Source organism: Pseudoalteromonas sp. PAR1 (assembly GCF_947311895.1).
GTDB classification, from domain to species: Bacteria; Pseudomonadota; Gammaproteobacteria; order Enterobacterales; family Alteromonadaceae; genus Pseudoalteromonas; species Pseudoalteromonas lipolytica_C.
Map to the genome: position 1 here is coordinate 123126 of NZ_CAMZMY010000005.1, position 14945 is coordinate 138070.

At 42.2% G+C, this 14945-nt stretch carries 17 protein-coding genes; 4 read left to right on the forward strand and 13 right to left on the reverse strand.

All coding sequences use genetic code 11. The annotated features are described in order from the left end of the window. Positions 1–48 precede the first annotated feature (48 nt). Positions 49–765 (forward strand): SIMPL domain-containing protein, encoded by a 717-nt coding sequence (locus tag QL229_RS05730; RefSeq protein WP_135923600.1) that lies wholly within the window; start codon positions 49–51, stop codon positions 763–765. On the opposite strand, the gene QL229_RS05735 is transcribed toward QL229_RS05730, so the two are convergent. The 9 genes from QL229_RS05735 to QL229_RS05775 form a co-directional block, all read right to left on the reverse strand. Further along, on the reverse strand, positions 754–2010 hold the full coding sequence (locus QL229_RS05735) for an oligosaccharide flippase family protein (protein ID WP_281546543.1): 1257 nt from the start codon (positions 2008–2010) through the stop codon (positions 754–756). The genes QL229_RS05730 and QL229_RS05735 overlap by 12 nt on opposite strands. 4 nt (positions 2011–2014) lie before the next feature. Further along, positions 2015–2698, reverse strand: a complete 684-nt coding sequence (locus QL229_RS05740) for a hypothetical protein (RefSeq protein ID WP_281546544.1) — start codon at positions 2696–2698, stop codon at positions 2015–2017. 99 nt (positions 2699–2797) lie between these two features. Then, positions 2798–4633, reverse strand: coding sequence for a DUF885 family protein (locus tag QL229_RS05745; protein WP_281546545.1), 1836 nt, complete (start codon positions 4631–4633; stop codon positions 2798–2800). 40 nt (positions 4634–4673) lie between these two features. Continuing rightward, positions 4674–5807, reverse strand: a complete 1134-nt coding sequence (gene hemW, locus QL229_RS05750; protein ID WP_235381779.1) for a radical SAM family heme chaperone HemW — start codon at positions 5805–5807, stop codon at positions 4674–4676. After that, the gene (locus QL229_RS05755; RefSeq protein ID WP_058586594.1) at positions 5804–6403 is read right to left on the reverse strand and encodes an XTP/dITP diphosphatase; all 600 of its coding nucleotides are present in this window, start codon (positions 6401–6403) and stop codon (positions 5804–5806) included. Before QL229_RS05755 ends, hemW begins: the two co-directional genes overlap by 4 nt. An 8-nt stretch (positions 6404–6411) precedes the next feature. Beyond that, complete coding sequence (locus tag QL229_RS05760; RefSeq protein ID WP_135923605.1) at positions 6412–6852, reverse strand: DUF4426 domain-containing protein; 441 nt, start codon at positions 6850–6852, stop codon at positions 6412–6414. Positions 6853–6909: 57 nt separating this feature from the next. After that, positions 6910–7443, reverse strand: coding sequence for a YggT family protein (locus tag QL229_RS05765; protein ID WP_135923606.1), 534 nt, complete (start codon positions 7441–7443; stop codon positions 6910–6912). Positions 7444–7466: 23 nt separating this feature from the next. Beyond that, on the reverse strand, positions 7467–8288 hold the full coding sequence (gene proC, locus QL229_RS05770) for a pyrroline-5-carboxylate reductase (protein ID WP_138557180.1): 822 nt from the start codon (positions 8286–8288) through the stop codon (positions 7467–7469). Between the two features lie 17 nt (positions 8289–8305). Further along, entirely contained in the window at positions 8306–9019 is a 714-nt protein-coding gene (locus QL229_RS05775; RefSeq protein WP_135923608.1) for a YggS family pyridoxal phosphate-dependent enzyme, read from the reverse strand. A 2-nt stretch (positions 9020–9021) separates the two neighbouring features. Here QL229_RS05775 and QL229_RS05780 point away from each other — a divergent pair, with 2 nt between their 5' ends. From QL229_RS05780 to QL229_RS05790, 3 genes are read left to right on the forward strand one after another with little or no spacing between them, the layout of a single operon-like run. Continuing rightward, positions 9022–10062 carry a type IV pilus twitching motility protein PilT gene (locus tag QL229_RS05780; RefSeq protein WP_135923609.1) on the forward strand — a complete coding sequence of 347 codons (1041 nt, stop codon included), beginning with the start codon at positions 9022–9024 and terminating at the stop codon, positions 10060–10062. A gap of 14 nt (positions 10063–10076) precedes the next feature. Further along, the gene (locus QL229_RS05785) at positions 10077–11210 is read left to right on the forward strand and encodes a PilT/PilU family type 4a pilus ATPase (RefSeq protein WP_135923610.1); all 1134 of its coding nucleotides are present in this window, start codon (positions 10077–10079) and stop codon (positions 11208–11210) included. Further along, on the forward strand, positions 11210–12079 hold the full coding sequence (locus tag QL229_RS05790) for a hypothetical protein (RefSeq protein WP_235381787.1): 870 nt from the start codon (positions 11210–11212) through the stop codon (positions 12077–12079). Before QL229_RS05785 ends, QL229_RS05790 begins: the two co-directional genes overlap by 1 nt. On the opposite strand, the gene ruvX is transcribed toward QL229_RS05790, so the two are convergent. The 4 genes from ruvX to rsmE form a co-directional block, all read right to left on the reverse strand. Further along, positions 12076–12525: a Holliday junction resolvase RuvX gene (gene ruvX / locus QL229_RS05795; RefSeq protein ID WP_135923611.1), complete on the reverse strand. Its 450-nt coding sequence runs from the start codon at positions 12523–12525 to the stop codon at positions 12076–12078. The two genes, QL229_RS05790 and ruvX, sit on opposite strands and share 4 nt — an antisense overlap. A 21-nt stretch (positions 12526–12546) precedes the next feature. Next, positions 12547–13104 carry a YqgE/AlgH family protein gene (locus tag QL229_RS05800; protein ID WP_135923612.1) on the reverse strand — a complete coding sequence of 186 codons (558 nt, stop codon included), beginning with the start codon at positions 13102–13104 and terminating at the stop codon, positions 12547–12549. Between the two features lie 24 nt (positions 13105–13128). After that, complete coding sequence (gene gshB / locus QL229_RS05805; RefSeq protein ID WP_135923613.1) at positions 13129–14082, reverse strand: glutathione synthase; 954 nt, start codon at positions 14080–14082, stop codon at positions 13129–13131. Positions 14083–14151: 69 nt separating this feature from the next. Beyond that, a complete protein-coding gene (gene rsmE, locus QL229_RS05810; protein WP_281546546.1) occupies positions 14152–14886 on the reverse strand; it encodes a 16S rRNA (uracil(1498)-N(3))-methyltransferase in 735 nt (244 codons plus the stop codon). Positions 14887–14945 lie beyond the last annotated feature (59 nt).

Below are 14945 nucleotides of genomic sequence, written 5' to 3' on the forward strand. Positions count from 1 at the left end.
TAACTACTTTTCGAGTCAAAAACAGTGACCTACATCAAGGAGAAAAGCATGAATAAGACGCAACCATTTAATATCGTTATTGCAGCGTGCGCATTGGCGGTTGGTTTGCTTGGATTAGGTTTTATTTTGAAAAGTGCAGCCCTTGATGTAAAAGGCATGGAGCGCACCGTTCACGTTAAAGGTTTAGCGGAAATGGAAGTGCCAGCCGACACCGTTATTTGGCCATTGCAGTTTTCTGATGCAGATAATAACCTCGAAAAACTAGTTGGCCGGGTTGAAGAGAAAAGCGATGCGGTTGTGGCTTTTTTAAAGCTACATGGTTTTAGCGATGAAGAAATAAGCCTCGGCAGCCAATCAATTATTGATAAACAAGCTCGTGAATATGGCGGCGAAAATCAGCAGTTTCGTTATATTGCCCGTAATAATGTTATTGTTTATTCAAATGACATTGAAAAAGTACAGCATGCGCTAGGCGAAGTAAGCCAATTAGCTAAGCAAGGCATTGCGATAGTACAAGACAATTACGAAACGCGTATTCAATATTTATTTAATGGCTTAAATGAAATCAAGCCTAATATGATTCAAGAGGCAACCGAAAAAGCCCGTGAAGTGGCAATGAAATTTGCCAAAGATTCTCAGTCTAAGTTGGGTAAAATTAAAACCGCCCACCAAGGCCAGTTTTCAATTTCTGATAGAGATTCAAACACGCCTCAGCTGAAAAAAGTGCGTGTTGTTACCAGTGTTGAATATTATCTATCTGACTAAACCCAATACCACAGATAAAGGCAGCCGCATGCGTGTACATACAATCACCATGCGGCAAAGCGCTCCGAGCATAAAGCCACCACTAAATGCCACAGCCACCCCCAATAAGCCAAACTGATCTTTTAACAGTACTGCCATTAAAACCGTGACACTGGTTGCGCCAAGTAATACGTACAAGTTAATAAGCGGGTTCCCTTTTAACTTGATCATGCTACTGGCTAAGATTCTTGCTGGTAATAACAGCTGCCCAAGTAACAGCAGAATTAAAATCCAAAACCCTTCCTGCAATTGGCTTTCGCCATAGAGAGTGAGTAGTGGCTTTGCGAGCAGGGCAAGTAGCAAAATAGCGGCAAAGTTAAAACGCCACAGCACTTTCATTAACTCACTAAGTTGCTGAACGGTTGTCTCATCGGCCATTAAAATGGGTTTTAAATATTGGTTGGCGGCATTGCCTAAAATAGTCAGTAAGCCGGCAATCACCACCGCAGGAAAGAAGATACTTACGCCTTGTGCACCAAACCAGTGATGCACCAGTAATACATCGAGTTTTGCGACTAATACAGTGCCTGCACCACTGGCGAGCATGATCAATGAGTCTTTACACCATTGCTTGGTTTGGTAGCGGGCAGTACTTGCGACGATCATTTTCTTGATTAACCAATATTGATAACTGACTACGCACAACATGCTAGAAAACAACAAGATACAAATCTCGACTAAAGATAAGTCGCCACGTATCAAATAAACTAAGAAACAAAAAACCGCGGTTAATAATTCAAAGATACATTGCTGCGTTATCAGGCCTATTTTGGGTTTGTTTAAAGCCACTAAAAAAGCAGATTGGCTTTGCATAATGGCGCCAATCGGCACCAGTAACAGTAAATAAATTACATGTTCTTTGGCGCTTTGATGCGGCGAAATGGCCTGAAAGCTGATCACCACAGCTGCAACAAAAATCACACCGAATAAACAAGATGCAGCTAAATAAACATGCTTTAAGCCACGCAGTAAATCATGTTGTTGAGCTTTGTAGAGCGGATAGCTAATACGCATTAACGACGATGCAAAGCCCATGCTCGCTGGTAACAAAAGAATTTCACAAAGTGCGAGTAACGCGGCGAAAGTGCCAAACTCATCATTACTTAATAACCTTGCAAGGCACAAGGTAAGAACAATACGACTACCATGGTTAAGGGCGGTAAAACTGCTGAGCGATAAAAACGCTTTAACAACATCCTTATTCATGAAGTTATTGATTAAGGGCGTTTAATAACTGCGCCGTTGGCACCTGCAAATAGGCCGCACACAGTAAAACTTTACTGTCGGCACTCGTTGGTTGATTGGCACCATAAAATTGTTTAAGGGTATTTATTAAGGCACTGACTGCGCTAGGGCTGTGGCTTTGGTCGACTTCCATCATGGCTAATAATGCGGAGAACTCATGCTTTGCTAGCATTTGAGTCGTACTGTTTTGCGCTATAAAGCAACCAATAGGAGTGAGCTGCTGTTTATTCAATGCTTTTAAAGCAACGCCTAAGCTTTCGTTGCTTTCAAATAACATTAACGAACGCAAATAGTTAAAGGGGAGTTTATCTGCCTGACACAGCGTAAATAAATGATGTAGTAGGGTGTTACCTTGGTTGTCTGTAACACAAAAGGCATTTTGAAACTTAAGGCCAGGCGTGAAAAAGCTCAGCTTATCAATATCATCAATCAAGGCAACAGCTTCGCTTGGCAGTGGGCTTGCTTCAAGTAAATGCGCAGCAACATTTTGTAAAAACAGGTATTTAACTTCACTACTGCACGCTAATTGATAGATATGCTGTAACTGTGCCGCTTGTAAAACCCCCGACAAGCTTTGATAATCGGCAATAAGTTCTTTTAACTGATGATGTTGAAGTCGGCTGTTCAGTTGCTCTATCGCGCTTTGCATGGAATTACCCGTTTTTTATTATTTATACATTTATAGCTCAACTACTTGTTTAAATAAATAAAAAAGGCCGCTGAGCGGCCTTTTTCAAGTTTTTATTGATTAAGCTGCTTGTTTCTTAGCAACCCATTGGTCAACAAACTTCTCTAGTACATTTAATGGTACTGCACCATTTTTAAGTACTACATCGTGGAATTCACGAATATCGAATTTATCGCCAAGTTTTTCTTTAGCCCCTTCACGAAGCTCTAAAATTTTCAGCATGCCCACTTTGTATGCCGTTGCTTGTGACGGCATTACAATGTGACGTTCAACCATTTTAACGCCATCAGACGTCGCATTTGGTGTGTTATTTACGTAGTAGTTGATACCTTCTTGACGTGTCCACTTCATAGCATGGATACCTGTATCTACTACTAGTCGACACGCACGCCATAGTTCCATAGCAAGACGACCAAAATCTGAATATGGGTCTTCATATAAGCCCATTTCTTTTGGTACTAGTTCAGAGTATAAACCCCAACCTTCAACATACGCTGTGTAGCCGCCAAACTTACGGAACTTAGGTACACCTTCAAGCTCTTGCGCGATAGCAATTTGCATGTGGTGGCCTGGAATACCTTCGTGGTATGCAAGTGCTTCCATTTGGTATGTTGGCATTGCTTCCATGTCGTAAAGGTTTGCGTAATAAATACCCGGGCGTGAACCATCTGGCGCAGGTTGTTGGTAGAACGCTTTACCTGCTGCTTTTTCACGGAATGCTTCTACAGCTTTAACTTTAAGGTCAGCTTTTGGCTTAACAATGAATAGCTCGTCTAAACGAGATTTCATGTTATCGATAAGCGCCGTTGCTTCATCAAGGTAACGTTGTTTACCTTCTGCTGTGTTAGGGTAGTAGAACTGCTTATCAGTTTTCATGAATTGCATGAATGCTTTAAGGTCACCTTCAAAGCCTACTTTGTCTTTGATTGCACGCATTTCGTCGTGAATACGCGCGACTTCAGCTAGACCGATTGTGTGAATTTCTTTCGCAGTTAAATCAGTGGTTGTTGTACGTGCTAAGGCATTATTGTAGAACGCTTCGCCGTCAGGGAATTTCCAAGCACCATCACGGTCATCAGCGCGTTTTTCTAGCTGAGCTAAGAAATTAATTAACTTAGTATAAGAAGGTTTTACTGCTGCTTTTAAGGCTTTTTCAGCATCGCTGATAAGTGCTGATTTTTCGCTATCGGCAATCTCTAATGCGTTAACTTTACGTTTAAAGTCAGCAAGTAATGTTGAGTCTTCACCGTCGTGGAATGGTGCGCCGCGTAAGATATTTTGGCTTGAATCAATCACGTGTGGGAAAACAAACTTAGGCGCGATAATGCCTTTATCTGCACGTACTTCAAGATCTTTGATTAGTTGATCAATAACCGTTGTAACACCATTTAAACGCGAGATATACGCTTTTGCATCAGAGACATCGGCAATTTGATGTTGGTTGATTAAAAACGCAGGGATCATTGAGTGAACACCAAACATTTGGTTCACAGGGTAGTTGTAATGACGCCATTTGAAATCAGCAATTTCGTTTTCAAGGTCTTGCTTTTTAAGGTCGTAACTTACTTTTGTTGCGTCATCTAATAGGTCGCGGTTAATTGCGTTAAGCGCAACTAGGTCAGCTTTAGTTTGTTCAAAGTCTTCTAAAACGCGCTCTTCACTGCCATCGTCCCATTTGTCGTAATCTTTTTTGATGCCCATGTATGTTTGATAAATAGGGCTTTTCATTACGTCACGGTTAAAAGTATCTTCGAAGAAGGCATTTGCTTTATCGATTTCACTTTGTACAGGTTGGCTTTGTACACTTGGTGCAGGCGTTGGTTGCTCTTGAATTTGTTGGCAGCCGCCAAGTAATGCAACACTTACCGCCGCAGCGATGAAGGTCAGTTTACGCATTATCGTTCCTTTGTAGTTGTTAGAAATTTAATTATAATTCTTAAACGAATAATTCTAGCAGGTCATTCAAAAAACGTTGGCCTTTAGGGCTTACCTGCCAGTTATCTTTATCATCAATTAGTAGGCCTTTTGCAATCGCTTCAGTCAAGGCTTGTTCCTGACTTTGCAGTGACAAACTTGTAAGCAAAGGTAAATCAGCTTTCGGACACGGTTCGACTAAGCGAAAACGATTCATAAAGAATTCAAAGGCTAAGTCGTCTTTGGTTACTTGCCATTGCTCATATAAATACGGTTTAGCTAGATCCATATAACCGCGCGGGTGTTTAACTTTTACCGTACGGGTGATGACTTTATTTTCATCAGTAATTTTACCATGAGCGCCACAGCCGATACCGAGATAATCGCCAAATCGCCAATAATTCAGGTTATGACGGCATTGGTAACCGGGCTTTGCGTAACCTGAGATCTCATATTGCTCATAACCTGCTGCTGCTAGTAAGGCTTGTCCTTGCTCTTGAATATCCCAAAGGATGTCATCATGAGGCAAGGTCGGTGGCTTTGACGCGAACTGAGTGTTTGGCTCAATTGTTAGCTGATACCAAGAAATATGGGGAGGATTAAGGGCGATGATTTTTTCAAGGTCGCCCAAGGCATCTTCAACAGATTGTCCGGGTAAGCCATGCATTAAATCGAGGTTAAAGCTGTTTAGCCCCGCTTGGTGCGCCTGTTTAGCCGCATAGCTTGCTTCATCTGCACCATGGATGCGGCCAAGGGCTTTTAGCTTGTCGTTTTGCATGCTTTGCACACCAATCGAAATACGATTAATGCCAGCGGCAACATACTCTTTAAAGCGACCGGTTTCGACAGTACCTGGGTTAGCCTCTAGGGTAATTTCACAGTCATCGCTTAGGCCAATTAACCTGTCAACTTCACCAAGCAGGCGAGTATAAGCGTCACCGGTTAATAAGCTTGGAGTCCCGCCACCAATAAAGATACTGTGGATTTTACGCCCTTGCACTAAGTGCAAATCGGCCTTGAGATCATCAATAAGATGCTGAACGTATTCTTTTTCGGGGATTGTGCCTTTTTGGCCATGGCTATTAAAGTCACAGTATGGGCACTTTTGCACGCACCAAGGCACGTGCACATATAAACTTAAAGGCGGTAAACTCACAGGCCGCCTTTTTGCTGCAATTGCGCAAGTAGTTGTTTTAAAGCTTGGCCGCGATGACTAAGAGCATTTTTTTGCTCTTTAGTTAACTGGGCGCTCGTGCATTGCTCAGACGGTACGTAAAAAACAGGATCATAACCAAACCCACCCTGACCATCTTGGCTATGGGTGATTTCGCCTTCCCAACTGGCACTACAAATAAGTGGTGTCGGGTCGTCGGCGTGGCGCATTAATACTAAAACACACCAAAAACGCGCACTACGAACAGGGTTATCAGCAAGCTCTTTTAATAGCTTGTCGATATTATCTTGATCACTCGCACCCGCTCCAGCAAAGCGTGCAGAGTACACACCCGGCGCACCATTTAGGCCGTCTACTTCCAGACCTGAGTCATCGGCAATCGCAGGCATGCCCGTGATCTTTGCCGCATGACGCGCTTTAATAATGGCGTTTTCAACAAATGTGGTGCCTGTCTCTGGTACGTCAGGTACTTGAAAATCACTTTGTGGAACCACGTTAATATTAAGTGGGCTGAGCATACTTGCCAGCTCTTTTACTTTGCCAGGATTACCCGTGGCTAAAACCAAGGTGTTGTTCATAGGGTCTATTAATCTACGTAAAATTTTTGCTGAAACTTCAGCGTTTGTACTTTGCCATTTTGATTAATTTCGATATCAAAACGGTAAATTTCTTCGTTGCTGTAATCGATTTGCGCGAGGTAATAAATTGCATCGCCTTCAACAACCTCTTTAAATTCAAGCTGCTTTTTATTGCCAAGCAAGTTGCGCGCTGTGCCTGTTAAAGTTGCCGTCTGCGCTGTTTTATCGCTGTTTTTTAATACCGAAATATTGATTATCCCTTTGTTAGGGCTGCGGTCTAAATCGTAGTTTTTGGCGATGCTAGGCTGAATAAAGGTCGATGGAAATGCAATGTAGTGAACTTCCCAAGGGCCAAGTACCTTATACTGAGCGCCTGCTTGTTCATCTGCCTGGGCAAGAGTTGTAAATAAACTCAATAAAATCAAAGAAAAATAAATAACTTGCTTCATGCTATATCTCACTTAACAAAAGAGGCCTTTTCGGCCTCTTGATGTAGTTGTTATTACTTAGCCTATAAAATCCATCAATAAGATTTGTAAAAACTGTAGACCAATGATCAGTACTAAAATCGATAAATCAAGACCGCCAAGTGGTGGAATGATTTTACGAATAGGGCGAAGCATAGGTTCAGTCAGCTGATGAAAAACGGCCTCAATAGGGTTGTAACCTTGGCTTACCCAGCTCAATAATGCACGAATTATTAAGACCCAAAATAACAGATTCAAGCCTTCTTTTATTACAGTCATTAAAGCAGATACAAATACAGGTGCTGGAGACCAGGTACCGTAAAACATCAGTAAAATCACACTAATTTTGGCTACGGCTACAAGATATGCAAGGACTAACGATGCCATATCAAAGCCACCCAATCCCGGAATAATTTTACGAAGAGGATTTACTGCAAATGATGTTGCCTTTACTACAAATTGGCTAATTGGATTATAAAAGTCCGCTTTTGCCGTTTGTAACCAAAAGCGTAAAAGGACCACCATTAAAAAGAGATCGAAAACAATCCCAACTAAAAATTGCATGGCTTGCATAGTTTTACCTTCAAAAAGTAAGCTTAAAGTTCTTTTTCCATTGCCTGAGCGCGAGCGATACAGGCGTCCATTGCATCAGCAACTGTAGCGACTAAACCTTGTGATTTAAGGTGCTCTACCGCTTCATGAGTTGTACCGCCTTTCGATGTAACATTTGCTCGTAACTGAGTTATGCTGATATCTGGTTGTGAAAGTGCCATTTCAGCTGCGCCAAGCGCCGTTTGCTGTACTAAGCGGCGCGCATCTTCATCACTAAAACCAAGGGCTTTTGCTTTTTCTTCAATGGCTTCCATAAATAAGAAAAAGTAAGCAGGTGATGAGCCTGTCACAGCGATAATATCGTTAATTTGAGACTCGTGTTCTACCCATTTAACAATACCTGTACACTCGAATACCTGTTGAACAAACTCATGTTCTTCAGCGGTTTCATCTGCGCCGAATAATCCAGATACGCCACGACCAAGTAATGATGGTGTATTTGGCATACAACGCACCATTTTCACATCTTGGCCTAGCATTTCACGTAAACGTTTTACGGTAAGACCTGCTGCCACTGAAATAAATAGCTTGTCGCTAAAATCAACACCAGAATCTTGGAATGATTGGCAAAGATCACCCATCATTTGTGGTTTAACAGACAAGACAATTACATCTGCATCGCGAAGTGCCGCGTTGTTATCCGCGGTAGTTTGCACCCCGAAATCAGCAGCAACCTTAGCTAATTTTTCTTGGTTGCGATTGGTTGCAATAATATTTTTAGCTGCAAAACCGTTCTTTACCATGCCACCGATAATGGCGTAGCTCATGTTACCCGTGCCTATAAATGCGATTTTTTTGTCTGACATATGTCTGTTATCACCTTTTAATTTCGTTGGCCAAATATATCCGTGCCAATGCGTACCATGGTTGAACCCGCTGCAATTGCCGCTTCAACATCATTACTCATACCCATCGACAAGGTGTCTACTTGGGGATATTGGGCCTTTAGTTTATCAAAGCAAGCGCTTAATTGCTCAAAATATTGTAATTGTTGCGCCGTATCGTCCGTTTTGGCGGGAATAGCCATTACACCTCTGAGACATAAATTATCACATTGACTGATAAATTCTGCCAATGTCATTACCTCGTCGGGGTGGCAGCCTGACTTAGCCTCTTCTAAACTAATATTTACTTGAATTAATACATTCAGCGGTGATTTATCCGAGGGACGTTGTTCGTTCAGACGTTTGGCTATTTTTATACGGTCAACACTTTGCACCCAGTCGAAATGGCTGGCAACAAGTGCACTTTTATTCGATTGAATAGGGCCAATAAAATGCCAAACAATATCTTTGTATTCAGCAAGGGCAGCCACTTTTGTTACTGCTTCTTGCACGTAAGATTCGCCAAACAATCGTTGGCCTTGTTCATAAGCAGCAATGATATCGTCGGTTGGTTTGGTTTTTGAGACAGCCAATAGGTTTATTGATTGCTCATTACGTTGATTATTTTTTGCAGCTTGCGCAATTCTGGCATAGGCGGATGTAAGTCGTTCTGCTATTGTAACCATATAATTATCAGTTGGTTGTGGAGTCATAAATGGATATTACCGAATTATTGGCCTTTAGTGTGCAACACAAAGCCTCGGATTTACACTTATCATCAGGCGTATCACCTATGATACGCGTTGATGGCGATGTACGTCGTATTAATATTCCAGCATTAGAACAAAAAGATGTAAATAGTCTGGTATACGATATTATGAACGATAATCAGCGTAAGGACTACGAACAAAATCTCGAAGTGGATTTTTCTTTCGAAGTACCTAATCTTGCGCGTTTTCGTGTTAATGCATTCAACTCAAACCGTGGCCCGGCTGCGGTGTTTCGTACTATCCCTAGTGATGTACTGACTCTAGATGATTTAGGTGCACCGGATATTTTTAAAACCATTGCAGATAACCCTCGTGGTCTCGTGTTGGTGACAGGGCCTACCGGCTCCGGTAAATCAACGACACTGGCAGCAATGGTCGATTACATCAATCAGAACAAGCACCATCATATTTTGACGATTGAAGATCCAATCGAATTCGTACATGAGAATAAATTGAGCTTGATTAACCAGCGTGAAGTTCATCGTGATACGCATAGCTTTTCGAATGCGCTTAGAAGTGCGTTGCGTGAAGACCCTGATGTTATCTTAGTTGGTGAGCTGCGTGACCTTGAAACAATTCGCCTCGCGATGACTGCAGCAGAAACCGGTCACTTAGTGTTTGGTACTTTGCATACTACCTCTGCGCCAAAAACTATCGACCGTATCATCGACGTATTCCCAGGTGAAGAAAAAGACATGGTGCGGTCAATGCTATCGGAATCATTACGTGCCGTAATCTCGCAAACATTACTTAAAAAAGTCGGTGGTGGTCGAGTTGCTGCTCATGAAATTATGATCGGTATTCCTGCAATTCGTAACTTGATCCGTGAAGACAAGATTGCGCAAATGTACTCATCGATTCAGACAGGTGCTTCGCATGGTATGCAAACGATGGATCAATGTTTAGCAAGCTTAGTTAACTTCGGTATCATTACAACCAATGATGCACGTGCGAAAGCGCAAGATAAAACTCAATTTGGTGGCTAACGGAGTTACTTAAGATGTCTTTACCTTTAAATCACTTTTTACAAGTTATGATCGATAAAAAAGCGTCTGACTTATTTGTTTCGAGCCAATTACCAGTGAGTGCAAAAATCAATGGTGAGCTTGTGCATCTTACTGATGAGAAGCTCTCTGATGAAAGCTCTCTGGCTTTAGTTGAGTCTGCGATGAGCGATAAGCAGCGCCAAGAATTTCATGACACTAAAGAGTGTAATTTTGCTATAGCGACAGATGAAGGGCGTTTCCGTGTTTCTGCTTTTTGGCAGCGAGATCGTGCCGGTATGGTTATTCGTCGTATCGTGACGAAAATACCGGACGTTAATGAGCTTGGTCTGCCGTCAACACTGACCGATGTGATCATGGCAAAGCGTGGTTTAGTATTGTTTGTGGGTGGTACAGGTACCGGTAAATCAACGTCATTAGCAGCGCTTCTGGGTTATCGTAACCGCAATCAGCGAGGTCATATTTTAACGATTGAAGACCCGATCGAATTTGTTCATGAACATCGTAAAAGTATTATCACCCAACGTGAAGTTGGTTTAGATACAGAAAGCTTTGAATCCGCTCTGAAAAGTTCACTGCGTCAAGCACCCGATGTTATCTTGATTGGTGAGATACGCTCCCAAGAAACCATGGAATATGCTCTAAGCTTTGCCGAAACCGGTCATTTGTGTGTAGCAACACTGCACGCCAACAACGCCAACCAAGCTATTGACCGTATCATGCACTTAGTACCAAAAGAGAAGCACGATAAATTAAAGTACGACTTAGCACTAAACTTACGTGCCATTGTTGCCCAGCAGTTGATACCTACAGCCGATGGTGAGGGCCGTGTTGCTGCTATTGAAATTCTGCTTAACTCACCGATGGTGGCTGAGCTTATCAAACGTGGTGATATTGGCTCTATCAAAGAAACCATGGCGAAATCGAAAGAAATGGGCATGCAAACCTTTGATCAAGCGTTATTTGAGCTTTATAAACAGCGTAGAATTAATTACGCTGATGCGCTTCATCATGCCGACTCACCAAACGACTTGCGCTTGATGATCAAGTTGCAAAATAATGAGCAAAAAGGTGCTGGTTTCTTACAAGGTGTTACCATCGACGGCCTTGACGAGAAGAGCGATATATAATGTTTTCGCGGATAATTATAGCTGCCTTTATACTGCTGGTAACTGCCTTTGAGGCGTCTAGTAATGTTGTTGAAGATGTTGTTATTTTTATCCGCGATGATGTTTATGACGATTACAGTCGCTTCTTAAATGGTCGTAAACCTATTGAAGTAAAAGACTTTAGTGGAGCTTACATCCGCCGTGATGTAGTTGATATGATCATTGCTCAACAAGCGTTGAGCTTAGGTGGTTTCAATAAATCATTTCGCTATCACAAAGGTAATGCTAATTACCGTAACACCAAGCTGTTAGAAGATGGCCAGTTATTACTTAGCTTTGATAGTGTGTGGTCAGTAGATGCAAAGCAGCTTGCAGAGTCTGTGTATATTTCAGATCCCGTGATCCGTAATGGTGAATATTTTGCTGGTATATTCACGTCCCCAAACAATAAAAAAGCACTGCAATTAAAGCAGTTTGCTGACTTTAAGCAATTAACTGCGGTTTCAACACCTCGTTGGCAAACTGACTGGCAAACGTTATCGGCTCTACCGCTCAAAGAGCTGCTCAGAGAAGATGAGTGGCTTGGGCAAGTCCGCACGGTATCGATGCAGTGGGTTGATTTTATGATGATGCCTTTAATGCCAAGTCTCAATAATCGTTACAGTTTGGAAAATATTGAACTGGTTGCAGTGCCTAACGTGGTATTGCAATTAAATGATAGCCGCCACTTTATTATTTCGAAAAAGCATCCAGACGGAAAAGCCGCCTTTGCAGCAATTCAAAAAGGCTTACAGCAGCTTCGTAATAGCAGCGCTATTGAAAAAGCCTACCGAGAGGCAGGCTTTATTCCAGATTTAAACGACTATACCGTGATTAACAAAGCGCGTTAGTCGCCATAAGATTGCTCAAAAAAACTTTCTAAGATGATCACCGCAGACATATTATCGACGTTACCTTTACCAAGGTTACGGTAACCACCTTGTTCGAATAAACGCGCTTTGGCATCTGCGGTTGTTAGTCGTTCGTCTTGAGTTTCAACCGGGATAGCAAAGTGATTATGCAAACGGTTTGCAAACTTCTTGGCTTTAAAAGTGACTTCTTGATTGCTGCCATCCATATTAAGCGGTAAACCAACTACCATTAGATCTGGTTGCCAGTCATCTACTTGCTTTTTTATTTGCTGCCAATCAGGAATACCGTCTTTGGCTTTCACCGCTTGAAGGCTTGAGGCTGTGCCGGTTAGCTCTTGGCCTATGGCGATACCAATACTTTTGGTGCCAAAATCAAAGCCCATAACGGTGCGCTCACCTACGGGCTTAAATGTTCTTTTTGTCATAGTTTCAATAATTCATTTATGTTAGGCATGGCCGGCTTCAGAGCTTAGCTGACTTACATCAAACCCCAACATGGATACCGCTTTTTCCCAGCGCTTTTCAACAGGGGTGTTGAAGATGATATCTGGATCTGCTTTTATGATAAGCCATGAATTTTCTAGCAGCTCTTGCTCAAGTTGACCCTGCTCCCAACCTGCATAACCTAAAGTAATAATAAATTGTTCAGGTGCTTCATTAGTGGTTAAGCTGGCCAGCACATCTTTTGAAGTGGTGATCATAATATCACTGCTAAGCTTTTGGCTTGATGAATAGCCATGCTTAGGAGAATGTAACACAAAGCCGCGGTCTGTTTTTACGGGGCCGCCTGCATAAACAGCAAGCCCTGCGGCTTGCTTATTTTTGTCGTTATCAATCTCGATTTTATCGAGTAATTCACCCACAGTAATATTAATAGGCTGATTAATAACCAGCCCCATAGCACCCTCTTGATTGTGCTCACAAATATAAGTGACAGCACGTTTAAAAAAAGGGTCTTGCATGCTTGGCATCGCGATTAAGAAATGATTCTCTAATGACTGCATAGGTCGCCCCTTTTGTTGTTTAGATTAAGTATGGCTCAGTTTGCTCTCAATGGCATCAAATAACTTACCAGTGATAGAAATGTCGTACGCGGCTTCAATTTCTTTTACACAAGTCGGCGCAGTGACGTTGATTTCAGTTAAGCGGTCACCAATGATGTCTAAGCCCACAAAAATAAGGCCTTTTTCTTTTAACGTTGGTGCGACTGCTTCGGCGATTTTGCGATCTGATTCGCTAATAGGGCGAGCTTCACCACGGCCACCTGCTGCTAGATTACCGCGCGTTTCGCCATTTTGTGGAATTCGAGCTAGGCAGTAAGGCATAACTTCACCATCAACGACAAGGACACGTTTATCGCCTTGTTTGATTTCAGGAATATAGTTTTGTGCCATTGCAAAACGGCTACCGTGCTCGGTTAATGTTTCGCAAATTACACCAATATTGGCATCATCTTCTTTAACACGGAAGATAGAGGCACCACCCATACCATCAAGTGGTTTTAGTATGATGTCTTTATGCTCAGCTAAAAATGCGCGAATATCTGCTTGGCTTCGCGTTACTAATGTATCTGGCGTATGTTCACTGAACCAAGCGGTGAACAGTTTTTCATTTGCATCACGCAAACTTTGCGGTTTGTTAATAACTAATGTGCCAGCTTGTTCTGCGCGCTCTAAAATATAGGTTGCGTAAATATATTCTGTATCAAAAGGTGGATCTTTACGCATTAAGATCACGTCTAAATCAGCAAGGGCAACGGTGGCTTTTTCTTCTAATTCGTACCAATGATTTACATCGTCAAATACACGGGCTTTGGCAGCTGTTGCATAGCCTTGACCTTGACGCAGTGACAGGTCGTCCATTTCCATGTAATAAAGTTCGTAGCCACGTTTTTGTGCTTCCATCATCATTGCGAAGCCAGTGTCTTTTTTAATGTTAAAGCCACTAATTGGATCAGAGATTATGCCTAACTTAATTGCCATATTTTTGCCTTAGAATCGAAGTGCCATACTGTATTTAGTAACTTTGATATATGGGTATTTTTACCATTTTCAATTGGCTAAGTCGCCAAACTGTAATTGCAATGCGCTTAAAACAGTCAGTGCGGCTGTTTCTGTTCGAAGTACGCGTGGGCCTAAGCGAATATCAACGAAGGCTTGTTGCTTTGCAATGTTAATTTCTTCATCAGTAAAACCGCCTTCAGGGCCAACTAAAAAGCGCACACCTTCGCTGGGCACTTCAATGGTTTTAATACTATGCTCAGCGCGTGGATGAAGGGTAAGTTTAATTGCGTCGCTAGCTTGTTCTAACCACTCTTTTATATCGATAGGTGGATGCACAACAGGCACGAAGTTACGGCCAGATTGCTCAGCTGCAGCAATTGCAATTTTTTGCCATTGTTGGTGTTTTTTCTGCAGTCTGTCGCCACTTAGTTTTACACCACAGCGTTGACTAAAAATAGGGGTGATCTCAGTGATACCTAATTCCACCGATTTTTGAATGGTGAAATCCATTTTATCGCCACGAGAGATGCCTTGGCCCAAGTGAATTTTAAGTGGTGATTCAACGTCGTGCTCGATAAACTCTTGCGGCTCAACAACGACTGTTTTTTTACTGACCTCGATGATTTCGCTGAGGTATTCACCACCTTCGCCATTAAAAATAGATACTTTATCTCCGACTTGCATACGTAACACTCGGCCAACATGACCTGCTGCATCATCATCAAGTGCTACAGGAGTGTTTAAAGAAATCGCTGAAGGTTGGTAAATATGAGGTACTCGCATGGCTGTCACTTATCAATAATTTTAGCAATATGGTAAGTATACAGCGGTTTAGGTGCAAT